This window comes from Actinokineospora sp. HUAS TT18, from assembly GCF_051364635.1.
Taxonomy (GTDB): domain Bacteria; phylum Actinomycetota; class Actinomycetes; order Mycobacteriales; family Pseudonocardiaceae; genus Actinokineospora.
On record NZ_CP195645.1, the window covers coordinates 2,011,343 to 2,029,708 of the forward strand.

The window sequence follows — 18,366 nt, forward strand, 5'->3', positions numbered from 1 at the left end:
GCGATGGCCCGCCGACCAGCGCCGACCGCGCCCACCCGAGCCCCGGCATCGGCCGCTCCGACCGTTCGCGGCCCGAGCGTCGACGCTCACATCCAGGCCCGATCCGCAGGCTCCGGCCCCGGCGACAGGGTGCTGCTCGCACCGCCGGGAGACGTGCGCGCCCGCCGCGGCGGCCCGCGCGCGCACCGGCGGCTGCGCCTGGCGAGGTGGCTGCCGAACCTGACGCGAGGCCGCGCGCTCGCGCTGCTGACGGTGAGCCTGGTGATCCTGCTCGGCGGCACCCTCGCCGTCAACGCCGACGTCACCGCAGCCGCCGCGCGCGGCCCTCTGCCCGTCGCCGCCGAGCCCCCTGTGCTACCGATCCCGACGGTCGCGCCGGGGTGCCCGCCGGGCTCGCCGAGCCCGATCTGCTCCCTGCCGACAGCGACGTCCTGGCCGACGCCGACCGGGCTTCCGCTGCCCATTCCGACGAGCTTGCCGCCGTGCGTGACGGAGCTGCCGATTCCACAGGCCGGGTGCGTTCCGGCGCCCACCAACTCGGCGCCGCCGCCGTGCACCGGGGAGGGCTGCATCCCGCAGCCCACCACCGCGCCACCGCTGACCAACCCCGGCTCCAACCAGCCGGGCCAAGGCGGCGACGGGCGGGAAGAGTGCGGGATCACCTCGATCGGCGGGTGCATCACCAACGCCATCAACGACTTCTTCCGCGGCATCGTCACCGCCGCGCTCAACCCGCTCTTGGACTTGTTGTCCAAGACGCTGCTCACCACCCCGACACCGGACTCGATGCCGCGCATCGGGGAGCTGTGGAACAACTCCTGGCAGATCCTCCTGGCGAGCTACGCGATGCTCGTCCTGATCGCCGGGATCCTGCTCATGGGTTATCAGACCCTGCAGACCCGCCACTCGGTCAAGGAGATCGCGCCCCGCCTGGTGGTCGGGTTCCTCGCCGGAGCCCTGTCGTTGTGGGTGGCGAGCAAGGCGATCGCGATCGCCAACGCCCTCTCGCAAGCGGTGATGGGTGGCGGTGTCGACGCCGACTCGGCGAGCACGGCGATCAAGGAACTCGTCACCGGCTCGATCACCACGGGCGGCGTGTTCATCCTGTTGATCGGGATCGTCTTGGCCGGGATGCTCGTCGTCTTGCTGATCACCTACATCGTGCGGGTCGCCGCCACGATCGTGCTCGTCGCCGGGGCGCCACTGGCCCTGATGTTCCATGCGCTGCCGCAGACCGAGGGCATCGCGAAGTGGTGGTGGAAAGCGTTCGGCGGCTGTCTGGCCATCCAGGTGTGCCAGAGCCTGACGTTGATCACCGCGATGAAGGTGCTCCTCACACCGGGCGGGTTCACCTTGTTCGGCCCCAACTCGTCCGGGCTGGTGAACCTGCTCGTCGCGTTGGCGCTGATGTACATCCTGTTCAAGATCCCGTTCTGGATCCTGAGCTCGGTGCGCGGCGGCGGTGGCCGCTCGCTGGTCGGCTCGCTGGTGCGCGGGTTCATCGCCTACAAGACCTTCGGCCTGCTCGGAGGCCGCGGCGGTCGCGGGGGCAAACCGCGGCGGCCGGGCGGCAAAGGCGGCGGCGGTCCCAAGCCGGCCGACCCGTACGCCACGGCGCGGGCGACCGCCGACGGGCAGTACATGCTGCCGCTCAAGGGCCTCAAACGCGGCAAACCGCAACCGCCGCCGCACGTGAAGTACGCCCCGAAACGCAGCCGCTGGTCCCCTCCGTCGTCGTCGGCGCCGCAGGGAACTCAGTTGGCGTTGCCGCTCGGGGACGACTGGCCCGAGAAGCGACCTGTCCTCGGGCGCGACGGCCAATACCGGCTGCCACTGGACGTCCAGCGAGTCCCACCCACCTCGCCGCCCGTCCCGCCGGAGACGAGCCGTCCGGGGTCCCGGTCGCGCGGGCAGCAACTGGAGTTCGAGTTCGACCCGTACAGGGGCAACCGCGCCAACCGGGCCGGGCAGTACCCGCTGCCGCTCAAGGTCCGTCGGACACCGCGCCCGCCCAGCCCGCCACCGCCGCCCGCGCCACCCGTGCGGCGCAGCGGCGGCACGCAGATCGAACTGCCCTTCGACCCGTACAAGGGCACCCGGCCCACCCGCGCCGGGCAGTACCCGCTGCCGCTGGACGGCGTACGCCGCACCCCGCCACCCGCACCCCCTGCGCCGCCGGCGCCCCCGGCTTCGCCGAAGAAGCCCGCACCCCGTGCGGGAGGCCAGCTCCGGCTGCCACTGGACCTGCCCAAACCGACACGCACCACCCCGCCGAACCCACCGAAGACTGGAGGCACGTCGTGACTTCTCCGGTAAGGATTCCCGCCGACGTCGACATGGCCGACCGCGTCCTGTTGGGACTGACCGCCCGCCAACTCGCCATCCTCGCCATCACCGGCCTCGGCCTGTATGCCGCGTGGGCCACGACCCGCGCGGTGGTGCCGATCCCGGTGTTCCTCGCCCTCGCTGTCCCGGTCGGGGCCGCCGCCGCGATCCTCGCACTCGGGCAGCGCGACGGGATCAGCATGGACCGGCTGCTGGTCGCCGCGATCCGCCAGCGCCTGGCTCCGTGCCACCGCGTCGCCGCTCCCGAAGGTGTGCGGCCCGCACCCGCCTGGCTCACCACCGCCGCGAACACGACCGGCGGCGGGAAGTGCACGTCGGCCCGCCGCGACCGGCGCCGTGGCACCGGCACGGCGCCGGGGCGAGAGCAGATCTCGCCCTCGGCGTTGCGGCTGCCCGCGCGGGCCATCGCTGACACCGGCAGTGACGTCGGGATTGTCGACCTCGGACCTGACGGGCTCGCCGTCGTCGCCGTGGCCAGCACCGTGAACTTCGCCTTGCGCACCGCGCGGGAACAAGAGGGCTTGGTCGCCTCGTTCGGGCGCTTCCTGCACAGCCTCACGGCCCCCGTGCAGGTGCTCGTCCGGGCGCAGCGGCTCGATTTGACCGGTCAGATCAGCGAGTTGCGGGCGCGGGCGGGTGGGCTGCCGCACGCCGCCTTGGAGGCGGCGGCGCTGGAGCACGCGGACTATCTCGCCCAGCTCAGCGAGCAGACCGACCTGCTCTGCCGCCAGGTCCTGCTGGTCCTGCGCGAACCTCTCGACGGCGCCACCACGGCGGCTGGGCTCGGCGGCCCCGGCCCGGTGGCCGTACTCGCCTGGCTGGCCGGTGGCAGGCGCCGCCGCGCCGAGGCGGCCACCGGTGCGGCGAGCGCGGCGGGGCGGCGGGCGGCCGAGTCTCGGCTGGTCCGCCGCCTCGGCGAAGCCGTTGAGCTGCTCGACCCGGCCGGGATCGTGGTCACCCCACTGAATGCCGGGCAGGCCACCGCCGTCCTCGCCTCCGCGTGCAACCCCGACAGCCTCCTGCCGCCCTCCTCTGACATGGCCGGAGCCGACGAGGTCATCACCACCGCGGGCAGCGACCTGACCGACGACGAGGACGACGACAGGTTCGCCGACTCCGACAGAGCGTTCTGGCACGCCGACCAGCGCGACCAGGACGACGCCGACCAGGACGACGACGTCGATGACTGGGACTACGAGGACGACAGGGACGAGGACGACGCCGACGATGTCGGCGCCGGCCTGGGACGGAGGCGGTTCTGATGGCTACCCGAGCACGTACCCGGACCGGCAAGATCCGGCCGCAAATCTCCGGCCCGCGCCGCGACACCGGCCGCGGCACCAGCGGCCCGGTGCAGGGCGCCGCCGCGTTCAGCCCGGACTCGTTGTCGGTCGGGGCACGGCACCTGGAGGTCGGGGGTGAGTGGGTCTCCAGTTTCGCCGTCACCGGGTTCCCGCGTGAGGTGCACCCCGGCTGGCTCTCGCCGCTGTTGAGCTATCCGGGCCGGGTGGATGTCTCCCTGCATCTCGAGCCGATCGACCCGGCCACCGCAGCCGCCCGGCTCAAGAAACAGCTCGCCAAGCTGGAGAGCGGGCGTCGGCACACCGCCGACCACGGCCGCCTGCACGACCCCCAGGTGGATGCCGCCACCGAGGACGCCTACGACCTGTCCAGCCGCATCGCGCGCGGCGAAGGCAAGCTCTACCGGGTCGGCCTGTATCTCACGATCCACGCCACCTCGGAGAAGACCCTCGCCGACGAGGTCGCAGCACTTCGGTCCCTGTGCGCCAGCCTGCTGCTCGACGCGAAACACACGACCTACCGCAGCCTGCAGGGCTGGGTGAGCTGTCTGCCGATGGGTCTCGATTTGATCGGGATGCGCCGTACCTTCGACACGTCGGCACTCAGCGCTGCGTTTCCCTTCACCAGCCCCGATCTCCCGCCGGCCGACCCCACCAGCGTGGCAGCGCCATCCGGGGTGCTGTACGGCTACAACGTCGGAAGCCAGAGCCTGGTGCATTGGGACCGGTTCGCCCCGGCCATGCACAACCACAACTCCGTGATCCTCGGCCGCTCCGGCTCCGGCAAGTCCTACCTCGTCAAACTCGAACTCCTCCGCAGCTTGTATCGGGGTATCGAGATCGCGGTCATCGACCCTGAGGACGAGTACGCCCGCTTGGCCGCCGCCGTCGGCGGCACCTACGTCCACCTCGGCGCGGCGAACGTCCGGCTCAACCCGTTCGATTTGCCGATCTACACGCGAGCCGACGGCCGCCGCACCGCACCGAGAGACGCCCTCATCCGCCGGTCGCTGTACCTGCACACCGTGATCGGCGTGCTCGTCGGCACCGAACTGGAGGCCGCGGAGCGAGCCGCCCTGGACCGGGGCATCGCCGCCACCTACCAGGCCGTGGGGATCACCGCCGACGCCCGCACCTGGACCCGCCCAGCACCGACCCTGCGGGGGCTGCGCGACCAACTCGCCACCGCGGGCCAGGCCGGTGACCGGGCCGCCGCCGACCTCGCCGCGAGGCTGCACCCCTTCGTCGAGGGGGCGTTCAAACAGCTCTTCGACGGCCAGACCACCACGAACCCCGAAGGCCACCTCACGGTCTTCAGTCTCCGGGACCTGCCCGACGAGCTGAAAGGCATCGGCACCCTCTTGGTCCTGGATGCGGTGTGGCGGCGAGTCAGCAACCCCGCGATCCGCCGCCCGAGGTTGGTGGTCGTGGACGAAGCGTGGCTGCTGATGCGCGAGAAGTCCGGCGGCGAGTTCCTCTTCAGAATGGCGAAAGCGGCCCGGAAACATTGGGCGGGATTGACCGTCGCGACGCAGGACACTGCGGACGTGCTCGGCTCGGAGCTCGGTAAGGCCGTCATCGCCAACGCCGCCACCCAGGTGCTCCTCCGGCAGGCGTCGCAAGCCATCGACGACATCACCGCGACGTTCGACCTGTCCGCCGGGGAACGGCAATTCCTGCTCTCGGCCGACCGTGGACAGGGCTTGCTGTCAGCAGGAACTCAGCGGGTGGCGTTCCAGAGTCTGGCCTCCCCGACCGAGCATTTCCTGGTCACGAGCAACCCGGCTGAGCTGGCCGGCTACGCCGCCGACGGGTATGCCGACGAGTCCGACGATACCGGGCAGTCCTATGTGGACGTCGGATTCGGCGACGACTCCGACGGCATGGCCGGGGCCGACGAGTTCGGGGAGTTCGACTCCGGCGACCAGGTCGAACTCGACGCCGCCTAACACCCCCCTTTCGTTCCCCCGTTCTCTGAACGCCTTCCGGCTGCATGTGAAGGGACATTCGCTATGCGTTCCTGGATACCGGCTGCCCTCCAGCACCCCGCCCCGGCCACCACGTCCACCGGGATCCGGGCGGGTGGTGTGGGTGACGGGTGGCTCGGCGACTACTTGCGCGACCCCGGTGGCGCCGCGCTCGCGCTGCTGGAACGCCTGCGCGAGTGGGCGATCACGTGGGGGCCGATCGACGCCCCGCTGCTTCTCGCCAGTGTGGCGGGGTTCGTGGTCGGCCGCGGGTGGTGGGTGCGGCGCTGCCACGCCCGGCTGAGCGCTGATGCCCGCCTGGTCACCGTGCTCGCCCCGCCCACCGTCGACCCCGCCGGGGGTGCGGCGCTGTGGGGCAACCTCGTCGGATTGTTGCGCCCCGCCTGGCGGCGCTGGTTCACCGGGCAGCCGCACGTGGCGTGCGAGTACGTGTTCAGCGAGCACGGGGTCGCGATCCGGTTGTGGGTGCCCGGCGTGATCCCGCCGGGCCTGGTAGAGCGGGCGGTGGAGGCGGCGTGGCCGGGGTCGCACACCCGCGTGGCCAGCCCCGCGCAGCCGCCGCTTCCTGCGCCGAGTGAGGGGCAGCGGCGGCTGGTCGTCGGTGGCGAGCTGCGCCTGGCCCGTAGCGAGGCGTTGCCGATCCGCGTCGACTTCGACGCCGACCCGCTGCGCGCCCTGATCGGCGCCCCCGTTGGGCTCGGGCGTGACGAGTACGCCTGTGTGCAGGTCCTGGCCCGCCCGGTCACTGGCCGCCGCGTCACCCGCGCGCGCCGCTCGGCGCGGCGGCTCCACGCTGGCGGCTCGACCCGCCTGGTCGGCCGCGTTCTGGACGTGATCACCCCCGGCATGAAGACCAGCGGTCCGGCCGGGGGCCGAACGAAAGCCGGGACGCTGCACTCCCATCCGCAGACCTCGCTGGAGTACGCCGCCCAGAACCGCGCCATCGTGAACAAACAACGCGGCTCCCAGTACGAAACCCTTGTCCGCTACGCCGTGGCCACCCTGCTCCCGGTGGACGCCGCCGACGGCGAGGCGCGCAGGGCGCGGGATGTCGCCCGCGGCCGGGCACACGCCCTCGCGGCCAGTTTCGCCTCCTACACCGAGCACAACCGCTACGCCCGCCGCCGGCTCCGCCACCCCGGCCGGGTGCTCGCCTCCCGCCGCCTCGGCAGCGGGGACTTGCTGTCGGTGGACGAGCTGGCCGCGATCGCGCACCTTCCCACGGATGAGGCGATCCCCGGAGTGCAGCGGGCCGGAGCCCGCGCCATCGCCCCACCGCCGGGCATCGCCACCCCCGGCCCGCAGGCGAAGCCTCTTGGGGTGACCGACACCGGCCATGAGCGCCCCGTCGCCCTCCGGGTGCCGGATGCCCGGCACCACCTGCATGTCATCGGCGCCACCGGCAGCGGCAAGTCGACGCTGCTGGGCAACATGATCCTGGCCGACGCCGAGGCCGGGCGCGGGATCGTGCTCATCGATCCCAAAGGCGACCTCGTCACCGACCTGCTCTCCCGGCTGCCGCGCTCCGCCGGGGACCGTGTCGTTCTCTTCGACGCCGACGCGAAATCCCGGCCCCCGTGCCTCAACCCGCTCGACGGCGGAGAGACCGACCTCACCGTCGACAACCTCGTCTCCGTCTTCCGCCGCGTGTACTCCGCGTTCTGGGGGCCGCGCACCGACGACGTCATGCGCGCCGCCTGCCTGACCCTGCGCACCCAAGAAGGCGTCGCCACCCTTGCCGACCTGCCCAAACTGCTCGCCGACCCCGCTTTCCGGTCACGAGTCACAGCCGGGGTGGCCGACCCGGTGCTGCGCGGGTTCTGGTCCTGGTACGAGGAATTGACAGACTCCGCGCGCAGCCAGGTCATCAGCCCGTTGATGAACAAGTTGAGGGCGTTCCTGCTGCGCCCGTTCGTCCGCGACGCCATCGCGGGCGGACGCTCCACGGTGGACATATCAAGCGTGTTGGACGGCGGGATCTGCCTCGTCCGCATTCCCAAAGGCAGCCTCGGCGAGGAAACCACCCGCCTGGTCGGATCCCTCGTGGTGGCACGAACGTGGCAGGCCACCACCGGCCGCGCCCGCATCCCGCAACGCCTGCGCCGCGACGCCTCGATGGTGATCGACGAGTGCCACAACTTCCTCAACCTGCCGTACCCGATCGAGGACATGCTGGCCGAGGCACGGGGATTCCGGGTCTCGATGACCCTGGCGCACCAGCACCTCGGGCAGCTCCCGCGCGAGCTGCGGGAGGGGATGTCGACCAACGCCCGCAGCAAGATCTTCTTCAACGCGAGCCCGGAGGACGCGTGCGAGCTGTCCCGGCACACCGCGCCGCGGCTGTCCGACCACGACCTCGCGCACTTGGGCGTGTACCACGCCGCGGCCCGGTTGGTGCTGAACGGGGAAGAGACGCAGCCATTCACGATGCGCACCCAGCCGCTCCCGCGCGCGATCCCCGGCCGCGCCCGCGAGATCCGCGGCCTTGCCCGCCGCGCCCTGCGCGACCGCGCCGGCGTTGCCTCGCCGACCACCGGGGCATCGTCACGGCCCCCGCACAAGCCCGGTTCGTCCCGACCCTCCACCGGGGACCACCGGAATCGGCCCGCCGCGCGCCCGCGCACCGCCGACCCGCGCCGCCACGCCTGACCGACCCGGCGCAAACCCATTGCCGCACAACCGATACCCGAAAGGCCCAAGCCGCATGATCACCAATCCGACACGCCAGCGATCTCTTCGAGGGCACAAGCCGGCCCGGCCCACCCCGCGCGCGGCCAACACCGCCGACCATCAGGCTGTGCTCGCGTGGCGGTTGACGCCGCGGGACCGGTGGATCATCCGGATGCTGCACGAGCACCGCGTGCTCACCGCCCACCAGATCACCGCCCTGGCCTTCCCCTCGTTCCGGTCCGGGCGGCAGCGGATGCGGGAGCTGTACCTGTGGGGCGTCGTCGACCGCTTCCAGCCGTTCGTCACCGTGGGCACGGCGCCGATGCACTACGTCCTGGCCCCCGGCGGGGCCGCCGTCCTGGCCGCCGAGGACGGCCTGGACGTCAAGGAGTTGGGCTACCGGCACGAGCGCGCCTTCGGCGTCGCCCACTCTCTTCGGCTGGCGCACACGGTGGGCGTGGCCGAGTGGTTCGCCGCGCTGGTTGACCGCGCTCACCACGACCCCGCCAGCGCGCGCAGCAGGGTGGTGGCGTGGTGGTCGGAATACCGGTGCGCCAAGTACTTCGGCGACCTGACTCGCCCTGACGCCTACGGCCGCTGGACCAGCGACGACCACGAGGTCGAGTTCTTCCTCGAGTACGACTTTGGCACCGAGGTGCTGGGAAAACTTGCCGGGAAACTGGCCGGTTACGCCGCGCTCGCCGCCGCCACCGGGATCACCACGCCGCTGTTGGTGTGGCTGCCCACCGCCAAGCGCGAAACCACCGCCCGCCGGGTCCTGCACCGCGCCTGGCGCGAGCTTGACGACCCGAGCCTCGTACCGCTCGCCACCGCCGCGGCCGACCTGCTCAACCCCGACGTCGCACACCCGAGCCCGGCCGACGAGGTCTGGCTGCCGCTGCACCGAGCCGGCGGGATCGGCGCGCGCTGCGAGCTGCACCGGCTGCTCGACGCCTGGCCGCACCTGCCGCCACCCACTGACCCCGGCGGCGACGGCGAGTCGGTGCGGGATCTGGACACACCGCTGCTCATGGCGCCCGCGCCGCCACCGATGCCGCCCACCCCGCCACCGAGCACGCAGACGAAAAGGGAGGTGAATCCGCGGTGATCCTGAAAATCGGCGCCGCCGTCCTCGCGGTCATCCTGGCCATCCCGCTCCTGTTCGCCCACGGACTGTCGGGGGCGGTCGATGCGGTGTTGGGCGACAGCTCCAGCAGCGTGGACTGCGCCCTCGCCGACGGCACCGGGGTGGCCGGGTACGGCGCGGAGCAACTCGCCAACGCGGCCGTCATCGTCGCCGTCGGTAAGCAGATGGGCGTTCCCGACCAGGGCCAGGTGGTCGCGATCGCCGCCGCCATGCAGGAGTCCACCCTGCGCAACCTTGATCACGGAGACAGGGACAGTGTCGGTCTTTTCCAGCAGCGCCCGTCGCAGGGGTGGGGCTCGGTAGGGCAGATCATGAACCCGGCCTACGCCGCCACCCGGTTCTACCAGCACCTCGTGAAGGTGCCAGACTGGCAGGCGATGAGCGTGACCGACGCCGCCCAGGCCGTACAACGCTCCGGATTCCCCAACGCCTACGCCCAACACGAACCCACCGCGCGCGTGATCGTCGGCGCGGTCACGGGTGCGGGCTGCACCACCACGGCCTCGGTCGTGGTCGGCACCGGGGACTGCAACGCCATCGCCGCCCCCAACCCCGTCGCCGCAGCGGCGATCAACTACGCCTGCGCACAAAGAGGACTCCCCTACGTGTGGGGCGGAGACGGGGCCGAGGACGGCGGATTCGACTGCTCCGGGCTGACCACGGCCGCCTACGCCGCAGCCGGATTCACCCTGCCCCGCACCGCGCACACCCAATTTCACGCCGGACCCCGGGTCCCCGCCGAACAATCCCTGCTACCTGGCGACCTCGTCTTCTACGGCGACCCCAACACCAAGATCCACCACGTCGGCCTCTACCTTGGTGGAGGTTTGATGGTCAACGCCCCGAACCGGGGCCAGCTGGTGAAAGTCGAGCCCTACCGATATCGGGGAGACGATTTCGCAGGCGCATCGCGCCCCTCCAGTCTCGACGCGGCGGCTGTAGTTTCCGCGCACGACTGACGGTTTCCGCGTGTAGATGATAATTATCCCGACCTATTGAATCAAGATACCGCGGAAGACTATCTGCTGACAGAGGTCAGCCGGACAACGATTCCTTTTCTGCCCGGCTTCCCTGTAATGGGGCGGCGAACGGCTCCCTCTCGGAAATGGACCGCCCTCGGCTGCAGGACTTCGCGGCAAGCTGGCCAGCAGGCGTCATCATGGCAGGCATCGGCGTCGCCGCCAGCTGCACAAGTTGATCGCCTGACCAGGACCAGGGCCGGGGCGGCGTGTGCGGGCCGGAACGAGCCCGATCCGCACACGCCACCAGGTCCCGCACTCCTTCACCGGTCGGGGGGGTGGACGCGGTCGATCGAGATGGCGACGGTGTCAGGCTGTCGGTTGAGGCCGACTGGCGGGTGAGGTGGTTTCGGTTACCTCAGTGTGTAGGCCGATGATCGCCGCAGCGGTCATCGCGACGGTCCACGGCCAGCGTGCGTCCACACCCGCCCATTCGCCGACCCGGGCCCATCGGTTGCGGTGGGCGAGCAGCATTTCCACGTCGACCAGGTCGTCCGGGGGCGAGTCGCCCTCGGGCGCGGTCAGCGCGAGGACGAGGTTTCCCTCGCATTGGGTGGCTGGTGGTTGTTCAGGCAGCCAGCGTCCGGCGAACAGGGCTACTTCGCCTTCCCGGTCTGGGTCGGTGTCGTCCAGGACGTCGGCCGCCAGCACCAGCATCGCCCAGGCGTTCTCGGGGTGCCGCATCGGTGTGGCGGCGACTGACGGCGCGAGGATGACGCCGTCGGATGGAAGTCCCTCGCGCCGCAGCATCACCGCCTCGTCGTCGCCATGTTCCGCGATGGCGACCGCTGGTGGTGGATCCGTTCGGGTACCTTGCGTCGGCGCGGCAGCGGCGGCGTGAGGTGTGGGTACGGCGGCGAATTGTTCCGGTGCCATCACTTTCCCTGTTCATTCGGCGATTCGGTCCGCCGGGCGAACCGCCCGGCGGACCGACATGAACGCTCTGCTCTGATCGAGATGTCAAGCGACACAACGAACTGGCGACTACCCACAGGAGACGAAACTGTTTCGATGCGCGGCGTCGGCGGCGTTCTGGTCGCCGGGCGGTTTCGGTGTCGGTTCCAGGGTGTCGTGGCCGCGCAGCGGATGGATGTGCGTGGTCGCCAGGGTCGCCGTCTTGCGGGTGGTCGCCTGGTCCAGCCAGGTTCGTGCCTCGTCGGTGTCGGCGAATGGGCCGACCCATCGCATCAGCGGTTTGGTCGGCGGGTTCGTCAGCACGGAGACCACGACCGTTTCCGGGACGTCCGGTGCGGGGTCGGGGTCTCCTGCGGACAGTGCGGCGGCGATGTCGTTGTCCAGATAGAGGACGGTCCCGGCGGCCGCGTCGACGGAGCGTGCGGCGATCTTGTCGATTTCCGGTGGGCACAGCACGATCGGGAGCGCGTAGCTGTCGGCCGCGTCTCCGCACCGGTCAGCCACGACCACCGCGTCGGCGTAGTCGGTGAACGGTCCGTATACGGTCATCCCGGTGGCGCGCCGGAATCCGACGGCGGCGAATGTCTGTGACGTCATCATTGTCCCCTTTGGTTCGGTGGTGACGTGCCGGCGTTGAACCGGCCGTTGGTATGAACGCTCCGCTCTGGCCGATATGTCAACCGGAGACAGCTGAATCGGGTGACAATCCACAGGAGACAGACGAATTTCGGTGGCACCGCTTGACTTCAGCGGTCCACAGAGCGTCCATATTCGTGTGGCCCGAACACACCGGCAGCGCACCGGGGGCCGCACCCGCTCCGGCCGGGGCATGACCACCACCGATCACGAACCGAATCGAGGGATGTCATGTCCACCACGACGACCCGAACCCGCAAACCGGGCAAAGCCCGCGCCACCAACACCACCGCCGGCACCCCGACCCTGCACCCGGTTCCCGACCGGGATGCTCCGCAGGCGGTCCGCACCGACACCGAGGACACCCTGTGGGCGACGTTGCACGCCCACCCGAACAGCACCGCCGCCGAGTTGTCCGCAGCTGCGGGAATCGGGAAATCCACCGCGCAGAAGATCCTCGCCCGGTGGGCTACCGAGGGCAGCGCGACCCGCACCGCCGGGATCGCCCACGGCGGCCGGCGCGCCGCCGACCTATGGGCGATCACCGACACCACCGACACCCCGGCCGGCACCGAGGCGGACACCACCGACCCGGCGAACGACCCCGCCCAGTCAGGCACTCCGCAACCCGCACCGGACAACGCAGAACCGACCGCCACCACGGGAGCCGACGATCCACACGCTGAACCCGTCGACCCCCCGCCGACCGACCACGCGCCGGTCGACGGTGAGCCGGGCGCCGTCGCCTCCGGTGAGCCTCACGGCACAGCCACCCCCGAGGCGAAGACCCCGGCGTGCCCCGCGCCCGGCATCGAGACGACCGAGTCGACGGACAACGGCGCCGACTCCGCCCCTGCCGACGGCGCCGGCGTGAAGGCTGCGCGGTTGGCGCCCGGAGCGTTGCGGGGGATGGTCGAGGACCATCTGCGCGACCACCCCGGTCAGGAGTTCAGCCCGGTCGAGATCGGCAGGGTCCTGGGCGACAGGTCGACCGGCGCGGTCAGCAACGCACTGGACAAGCTGGTCACCGACGGCGTCGCCGTGCGGACCAAGGACCAGCCGAGGCGGTTCGCGCTCGCCCCGACAGATACGTCGACCGGGTCAGCCTGACCTGTAACAGCGCGTCCGACGTTCTTGGTGTTGCCCCCAACGGTGACGGTTGCCCGTTGGGGGCAACAGGGCGTCCGCCGCCCGTCCGTTCACCACGGCACGGCGGGCACGCGTGGTTGAATCGCAGCACCCTCGTGGGAGTTGCACGGCCGGGGCCTTGTGGTCCCAGCCTCGGCGCGCCAGGTTGACGCTGCGGAACGTTTCACCCGGGGCCGAAATGAGTGCTTCCGGCGCGGTGCCATCCCTAGTGTCCTCCGTGTTGGGGCCGTCGGCCTCCGAGAGGAACGAGAGGACATGATGTTGCGAGTTCGTGTGGGACGCGGACGGCGTCCCGCTCGCTGGGGTGCGGCTGCGGCCGCTGGTGTGGCATTGGCGGCGGTGGCGGTGGCGGCGCCCGCGTCGGGGACGACGCCGACCGACGCCGAGGTAGTCACCGGGATCGCAAAGGTGTACCTGGGGAACCGGGCGATCCGGGTGACGAGCGTGTACCTTCCGCCGAAGACCGATCCGCTGAACGTGATCAGCGTGGAGTCGACGACCGATGCGTTCGCCGCACGCGTCCGCTCGGAAACGCCCCTGCTCGACGCCGACCGCGCCGAGTTCAGTGGGACGGCGGCGGAGTACAGCCACGCCCGGGTGGTTTTGGAAAACGTCGAGGTGACTGTCGGAGAGACGACCGCCGAGTTGCGGGTGACCGAGGCGACCGATCTGTACCTCGCCGCGAAGAACGCGGATCCCGGCAACGAGGACATTCCCGAGTCGACCTCTTACCGGCTGGACCACACATTCCGGTTCGAGCGGATCGCGGGCAAGTGGAAGATGGCCTCGGACGTGGTCGACCTGCCCGCGGCGGTTCCGGCGCCGACTCCGTACGCAACGGCGGAGCGCACCGGGTTCGTCGACCCGGACGTGCCCACCGAGGAAAACCCCATGGCCGATCCGGCCGAGGCGAACACGCCGGACGCGCCGCCCGTTCCCCGGGAGGGTGAACAGGTGACGATGGCGGAGGCCTCCGGTGCCGCCGCGTTCAACCGGCTTGCCGCGATCGGCTATGCGGTGAAGTGGGCCTACGGGCGCAACCCGGCGTACAACTCCTACGGCAACGACTGCACCAACTTCCTGTCCCAGATCATGCGGGCGGGTGGCTGGCCGAACTACGGTGTCGGTGAGGGACCAGTCAAGTGGTGGCGGATCCCGCCGAAGGACAGCCGTACGTGGAGCATCGCGGACGAGTTCTACTGGTTCGCCAAGTTGTCGAACCGGATGCGTCCATACCGGGGGGAGCCGGTGCGCCCTGGTGACGCGGTCTTCGCCGACTGGGCGGGCGGCCACGCCGACCGGCGGATCGACCACGCCATGTTCGTGACGAAGGTGAGCAGGCCCTATGACTGGAACGGCATCTACGTCACCTACCACACCTCGAATCAGCTAAACAAGCCGATGGCGCGGGTCGTCGCGGACACCAAGGCGCTGTGGAAGAACTCGTTCGGCGGCGTCTACTACTTCATGGACACCCGCTGACGACCACCTCACGAACGAGGGGCCCCCGCGATCGAATGGGTCGCGGGGCCTCTCGCTGACGTCCGCGCGGAACCGGATGGTCGAATCGGCGGTGACCACTACCCCGCCTACCAGCACCACCGGCCGGGCGCCGAATCCGCGCAGGCGGGCACGGCGCAAGGCTGGACTTCCAGATGGCTCGGCCTGACCTTGCCGATCGCGAGCGTGCCGGTCCCCGTCGACCCGCTCTACGTCGCGTTCTCCCGCGCGCAAGTCACCAACGCCGACGAAGTCACGGCCGCCCTCACCGCTGGCGAGCAGATCGTGCCCGTTGACCTCGGGCCCGCGCAGCTCGACAGGGTTGGGGCGCATGACCCCTTACCTGACCCAGAACCGGACGAGAGCGAAACCCATTGACCACCCGCGCCGCCCTCACCTGAGGCAGAGCCGGGACGGGCGACGAAACCGGTCCCGGCCATTCGTTCGGTGAGCATCGCGGCGACGGCCGCCTCCCTGTCGACCGGGCTGGACGCGGCCAGAATTCCCGCGCGCTCCAGTGGTTGTGTGGTGAGGTCGCCCAGCGTTGGATAGGTGGCCAAACTCGGCCAACGAGCCCAAACCACCGGACATCCGGCCCGGTGGCGAGGTAGAAGTCGGCGTGATCACCGGTCATGCACGATCGCCTCCCGGCGAGCGCACCCGGTCGCCGGGGCCGGCCTCGTCGGGTGGATGGCGTGGCACCCAGGCGTGCTGGTCGATGTCCCAAGTCGCCTCGGTGTAGAGGCGGCGCAGGTCAGGAGAGCCGGGGCCGTGCATCCAGCCGAGCCGCTCGCAGTCGAGCAGACCCGGCCACCACCCGGTCCACACCTCCCGGCCGCAGTCGTGGTCGGTGTCGCAGATCAGGCGCTGAAGTCCGGTCGCCTGACAGCGCGCGATATCACACCCGCTGCCGTACTCGTCGTGGATGTGCGCCTCGCCGACGGCCACGTCACAATCCGGGCAGCGTTCCCGGAAGCCGAGGAACCGGACCTTCAGGCCCCTCGTATCGGTGTCGAGGTTGTCGGTGTCGCTCATTCGCGATGTCCCCCACTTTCCCGGGTGAACAGGGTTCCTAGTCGGGCCTGGTCACGGTGTCGCGCGGGCACGCGCCGACGGTCACAGTCCACACCAGACAGTGGTCGACCGACACCACCCGAGCCGTACCCGCGCGGATTGTGCCCACCGTGGTGGGAGTCGGCGGTGGTGCTCATCGGACCATCGCCGACGGTGGAAGGGTGGCGGCTCGGAGTCGCTGTTCGGCCTCGAAGCTGTCGCGGGCGGTGAGGATGGTGGTCAGTACGAGTACGGCGGCGGCTTCGGAGACCGGGTTCACGGGATGGCCGTCGAGGATGAGGGGACCTCCGTGGGCGGTGACGATGCGCCAGTCGGTCCGCCGGGCGGGGTCGGCGCAGTGGTAGCTGCCCACGAGGCTCCCGTCGCGCGTGACGGTGCCGTACAGCGTGTGTGGCGGGTCAGCGGGGTCGGCGACCGTGGTGACCTGGCAGCGGTTCTCAATGAATTGGTGGACGACGGACGCGGTGTCGGGTACGGCGTCGGGTGCCATGGTGAGCTCCTGGGTGTGTCTGGTGTGGACGGATTGGTTGTGGGTCAGCGAGTGGCGAGTTCGGCGCGCAGGTCGGCGAGCAGGCGGTGGTCGTGGGCGCGGCGCCACAGGTACCAGCCGTTGGCGGTGTAGCCCGCGAGGCTTGTGGCCAGCGCGGAGACGGTCGACACGCCGAGGGGTCCGTCGTGGTGCAGGGCGCCGCCCGATCCGGCGGTGGCGACGTGCAGGCCGAACACGACGGGGTCGCCCACGGCGAGATGGTCGGCGGCGATCAGCGCGGGGAGCGCGTCCGGCGCGGCACGACGGCGGGGTGGGCGTGTGGCCTCGGTGATGAGTCCGCTCATCAGTCCGGCGTTGAGGGCGGCGGTGAGCGGACCGCCGAAGGTCGCCCACTGGGCGGCCGTAAGGACGGCGTCGGCGAGGGTGCGCATGTGCAGCAGCACTGTCGTGGCGATCTCGTGCGGCCACCGGGCGCCGGCGGACCGCCACATGCCGACCTGCCGCCACTGGCCTTCGATGGCGGCGAGGACCTCGATGTCGGTGGTGGCGGGGTCGTCGTCGGCTGATGGGTGCAGCCGCACCACAACGTCTCCGGCGTGTAGGTCGGCGGGCGGCGGATCAGGTTGCCACACCCCGGCCATCAGGTCGGCGGTGTCGGTGTGGGCGGGGTCGGCGGCGGGCGGGTCCCCGACGCGCCGCAGCGGGTGTCCGGCGGCGTGGGTGGTTCGCACGGCGATGACGACCAGCCCCCACGCCCCGGCGGGCGGGTGCATCGGGACGGTGTCCGGCGGTGCCGGGGCGAGCACCACTGAACCCGAGGGCAGGCTGCGGGTGAGCTCGGGTCGGGGTGCGTGGGTGTCGTTCGCGGTCATGATGTTTCCTTCCTGGTTGGGTTGCTGATGGGAATTCGGTCAGTGGCCGTAGCACGCGTCGTTGTCGCATGTGGCTTGCCCCGCGCTGGTGACATAGGCGCAGCCCGGCAGGTGTGAAGTAGTGATCACGACTTTCCCGTCGGGCAGGCGGAGGATGTGCACCGGACTTGTATCGGGATCGGTGTTGGCCTCGGCGATGATCCCGGGGTCGAGGTACTCGTCGGCGCCGCGCCCGAGCAGCGCGCGGATGATGTCCATGTCGGACCAGCCGTCGGCAGCGGTCGGGCAGGCGGTCACGATCTCGACCGCCCGATCGGTGAGTCGGTCGGCCAGCGGGGCGAGAGTGGCGGGATGGTCGGGATCGGTGGGCGCCACGGTGCGGAACCAGTTGCCGTCGTAGTCGTGGGCGTGTTCCTCGACCAGCCGGGTCCATCGGCTGCCGTCGCGAGCGATGACCTCGCCGACGGCGTAGCTGTCGTAGGGCAGGCGTGCGCGGCGGATGCGGACTCGGATCACGTGTCCACCACTGTGGACGGTACGCGTGAGGTAGGACTCGCCCGCGGTGGTGTGGACGAGTTCGTTGAGCATTGTGCTGATCATCGTGTTCTCCCTTGGACGATCCGCTTGCGGGCGCGGGCGGGTTTGTTGACCGGATCGGCGGTGGGGACGGGGGCTCGGGACGGGTCGACTACCAGCGCAAGGCGTCGGCGGCGGGGGCGGGCAACGGACCGACGTGGTCGCCTTCGCCGAGCCACACCACGGGCGGGTCGGTGGGTTCGGTGCCGTCGCCTTCTGCGTCGTCGGGTGTGCAGGCGACGCGCCCGAGGGTGTGTTCGTGCGGGTACCCGGGCTGGCTGGCGAGCCGGATCGGGGTGGCGGGGGTCGTAGCGGTGTAGCGCGGCGAGTAGGTCGCCCACGGTCGCGATGGTGTTGCCGTTCATGGTGATCACCTCGTGGTTTCGGTGGTTGGTCGACTACGACCACAGGGCGTCGGCGGCGCTGTCGGGCAGGCAGCACTCCGCGTCGCCGGTGCTGATGCGGACGACGGGCGCGTCGTTGGGGAGGACGCACGCGCTGTCACTGTCGCCGGGAGCGCGCACGACGCGCCCGATGGTGTGATCCATGTGCAGGGCGGAACTGGTGGCGATTCTGACCGGGGCGGCGGGGTCGTGGTCGGACAGCGCGGCGATCAGGTCTGCCACGGTCACGATCGTTTTGTCATTCATGGTCATCACCTTTCAGGTGGATGGGTCGGTTGG

Annotated in this window: 17 protein-coding genes; 10 read left to right on the top strand and 7 right to left on the bottom strand. The window is 70.7% G+C overall.

Annotation, left to right across the window (positions count from 1 at the left end; genetic code table 11):
• Positions 1 to 3: 3 nt before the first annotated feature.
• The 6 genes from ACSHT8_RS08885 to ACSHT8_RS08910 all read left to right on the top strand — a co-directional run bounded on the left by ACSHT8_RS08885 (position 4) and on the right by ACSHT8_RS08910 (position 10,411).
• Positions 4 to 2,304 carry a hypothetical protein gene (locus ACSHT8_RS08885; protein ID WP_436499525.1) on the top strand — a complete coding sequence of 767 codons (2,301 nt, stop codon included), beginning with the start codon at positions 4 to 6 and terminating at the stop codon, positions 2,302 to 2,304.
• Positions 2,301 to 3,608, top strand: a complete 1,308-nt coding sequence (locus tag ACSHT8_RS08890; protein WP_436499527.1) for a PrgI family protein — start codon at positions 2,301 to 2,303, stop codon at positions 3,606 to 3,608. The genes ACSHT8_RS08885 and ACSHT8_RS08890 overlap by 4 nt, the downstream gene beginning before the upstream one ends.
• Positions 3,608 to 5,596 (top strand): VirB4 family type IV secretion system protein, encoded by a 1,989-nt coding sequence (locus ACSHT8_RS08895; RefSeq protein WP_436499529.1) that lies wholly within the window; start codon positions 3,608 to 3,610, stop codon positions 5,594 to 5,596. The genes ACSHT8_RS08890 and ACSHT8_RS08895 overlap by 1 nt, the downstream gene beginning before the upstream one ends.
• Before the next feature lie 63 nt (positions 5,597 to 5,659).
• Positions 5,660 to 8,284, top strand: coding sequence for a type IV secretory system conjugative DNA transfer family protein (locus tag ACSHT8_RS08900; protein ID WP_436499531.1), 2,625 nt, complete (start codon positions 5,660 to 5,662; stop codon positions 8,282 to 8,284).
• Between the two features lie 55 nt (positions 8,285 to 8,339).
• Positions 8,340 to 9,413 (top strand): replication-relaxation family protein, encoded by a 1,074-nt coding sequence (locus ACSHT8_RS08905; RefSeq protein WP_436499533.1) that lies wholly within the window; start codon positions 8,340 to 8,342, stop codon positions 9,411 to 9,413.
• Positions 9,410 to 10,411: a C40 family peptidase gene (locus ACSHT8_RS08910; RefSeq protein ID WP_436499534.1), complete on the top strand. Its 1,002-nt coding sequence runs from the start codon at positions 9,410 to 9,412 to the stop codon at positions 10,409 to 10,411. The genes ACSHT8_RS08905 and ACSHT8_RS08910 overlap by 4 nt, the downstream gene beginning before the upstream one ends.
• Before the next feature lie 369 nt (positions 10,412 to 10,780).
• On the opposite strand, the gene ACSHT8_RS08915 is transcribed toward ACSHT8_RS08910, so the two are convergent.
• Both ACSHT8_RS08915 and ACSHT8_RS08920 read right to left on the bottom strand, forming a co-directional pair.
• Positions 10,781 to 11,350: a hypothetical protein gene (locus ACSHT8_RS08915; protein ID WP_436499536.1), complete on the bottom strand. Its 570-nt coding sequence runs from the start codon at positions 11,348 to 11,350 to the stop codon at positions 10,781 to 10,783.
• A 105-nt stretch (positions 11,351 to 11,455) separates the two neighbouring features.
• Positions 11,456 to 11,983: a hypothetical protein gene (locus tag ACSHT8_RS08920; RefSeq protein WP_436499538.1), complete on the bottom strand. Its 528-nt coding sequence runs from the start codon at positions 11,981 to 11,983 to the stop codon at positions 11,456 to 11,458.
• Between the two features lie 270 nt (positions 11,984 to 12,253).
• Here ACSHT8_RS08920 and ACSHT8_RS08925 point away from each other — a divergent pair, with 270 nt between their 5' ends.
• From ACSHT8_RS08925 to ACSHT8_RS08935, 3 genes are all read left to right on the top strand, one after another.
• Positions 12,254 to 13,132 carry a MarR family transcriptional regulator gene (locus ACSHT8_RS08925; protein ID WP_436499540.1) on the top strand — a complete coding sequence of 293 codons (879 nt, stop codon included), beginning with the start codon at positions 12,254 to 12,256 and terminating at the stop codon, positions 13,130 to 13,132.
• 378 nt (positions 13,133 to 13,510) lie between these two features.
• Entirely contained in the window at positions 13,511 to 14,653 is a 1,143-nt protein-coding gene (locus ACSHT8_RS08930; RefSeq protein ID WP_436502023.1) for an amidase domain-containing protein, read from the top strand.
• 204 nt (positions 14,654 to 14,857) lie between these two features.
• Positions 14,858 to 15,049 carry a hypothetical protein gene (locus tag ACSHT8_RS08935; protein ID WP_436499542.1) on the top strand — a complete coding sequence of 64 codons (192 nt, stop codon included), beginning with the start codon at positions 14,858 to 14,860 and terminating at the stop codon, positions 15,047 to 15,049.
• Between the two features lie 252 nt (positions 15,050 to 15,301).
• On the opposite strand, the gene ACSHT8_RS08940 is transcribed toward ACSHT8_RS08935, so the two are convergent.
• From ACSHT8_RS08940 to ACSHT8_RS08955, 4 genes are all read right to left on the bottom strand, one after another.
• Positions 15,302 to 15,706, bottom strand: coding sequence for a hypothetical protein (locus ACSHT8_RS08940; RefSeq protein WP_436499544.1), 405 nt, complete (start codon positions 15,704 to 15,706; stop codon positions 15,302 to 15,304).
• 172 nt (positions 15,707 to 15,878) lie between these two features.
• Entirely contained in the window at positions 15,879 to 16,235 is a 357-nt protein-coding gene (locus tag ACSHT8_RS08945) for a hypothetical protein (protein WP_436499546.1), read from the bottom strand.
• 44 nt (positions 16,236 to 16,279) lie between these two features.
• Positions 16,280 to 17,107 carry a hypothetical protein gene (locus ACSHT8_RS08950; protein WP_436499548.1) on the bottom strand — a complete coding sequence of 276 codons (828 nt, stop codon included), beginning with the start codon at positions 17,105 to 17,107 and terminating at the stop codon, positions 16,280 to 16,282.
• A gap of 39 nt (positions 17,108 to 17,146) precedes the next feature.
• Positions 17,147 to 17,707, bottom strand: coding sequence for a hypothetical protein (locus ACSHT8_RS08955; protein WP_436499550.1), 561 nt, complete (start codon positions 17,705 to 17,707; stop codon positions 17,147 to 17,149).
• A gap of 11 nt (positions 17,708 to 17,718) precedes the next feature.
• Here ACSHT8_RS08955 and ACSHT8_RS08960 point away from each other — a divergent pair, with 11 nt between their 5' ends.
• Complete coding sequence (locus tag ACSHT8_RS08960) at positions 17,719 to 18,003, top strand: hypothetical protein (RefSeq protein ID WP_436499552.1); 285 nt, start codon at positions 17,719 to 17,721, stop codon at positions 18,001 to 18,003.
• 78 nt (positions 18,004 to 18,081) lie between these two features.
• Here the strand turns inward: ACSHT8_RS08960 and ACSHT8_RS08965 are convergent, their stop codons facing one another.
• The gene (locus ACSHT8_RS08965; protein WP_436499554.1) at positions 18,082 to 18,333 is read right to left on the bottom strand and encodes a hypothetical protein; all 252 of its coding nucleotides are present in this window, start codon (positions 18,331 to 18,333) and stop codon (positions 18,082 to 18,084) included.
• Positions 18,334 to 18,366 lie beyond the last annotated feature (33 nt).

Excerpts from the sequence above, each read along its gene's own strand:
- ACSHT8_RS08885 (WP_436499525.1), top strand. The coding sequence starts at position 4 with ATGGCCCGCCGACCAGCGCCGACCGCGCCCACCCGAGCCCCGGCATCG.
- ACSHT8_RS08895 (WP_436499529.1), top strand. The coding sequence starts at position 3,608 with ATGGCTACCCGAGCACGTACCCGGACCGGCAAGATCCGGCCGCAAATC.
- ACSHT8_RS08900 (WP_436499531.1), top strand. The coding sequence starts at position 5,660 with ATGCGTTCCTGGATACCGGCTGCCCTCCAGCACCCCGCCCCGGCCACC.
- ACSHT8_RS08905 (WP_436499533.1), top strand. The coding sequence starts at position 8,340 with ATGATCACCAATCCGACACGCCAGCGATCTCTTCGAGGGCACAAGCCG.
- ACSHT8_RS08920 (WP_436499538.1), bottom strand. The coding sequence starts at position 11,983 with ATGACGTCACAGACATTCGCCGCCGTCGGATTCCGGCGCGCCACCGGG.
- ACSHT8_RS08925 (WP_436499540.1), top strand. The coding sequence starts at position 12,254 with ATGTCCACCACGACGACCCGAACCCGCAAACCGGGCAAAGCCCGCGCC.
- ACSHT8_RS08940 (WP_436499544.1), bottom strand. The coding sequence starts at position 15,706 with ATGAGCGACACCGACAACCTCGACACCGATACGAGGGGCCTGAAGGTC.
- ACSHT8_RS08945 (WP_436499546.1), bottom strand. The coding sequence starts at position 16,235 with ATGGCACCCGACGCCGTACCCGACACCGCGTCCGTCGTCCACCAATTC.
- ACSHT8_RS08950 (WP_436499548.1), bottom strand. The coding sequence starts at position 17,107 with ATGACCGCGAACGACACCCACGCACCCCGACCCGAGCTCACCCGCAGC.
- ACSHT8_RS08955 (WP_436499550.1), bottom strand. The coding sequence starts at position 17,707 with ATGATCAGCACAATGCTCAACGAACTCGTCCACACCACCGCGGGCGAG.
- ACSHT8_RS08965 (WP_436499554.1), bottom strand. The coding sequence starts at position 18,333 with ATGAATGACAAAACGATCGTGACCGTGGCAGACCTGATCGCCGCGCTG.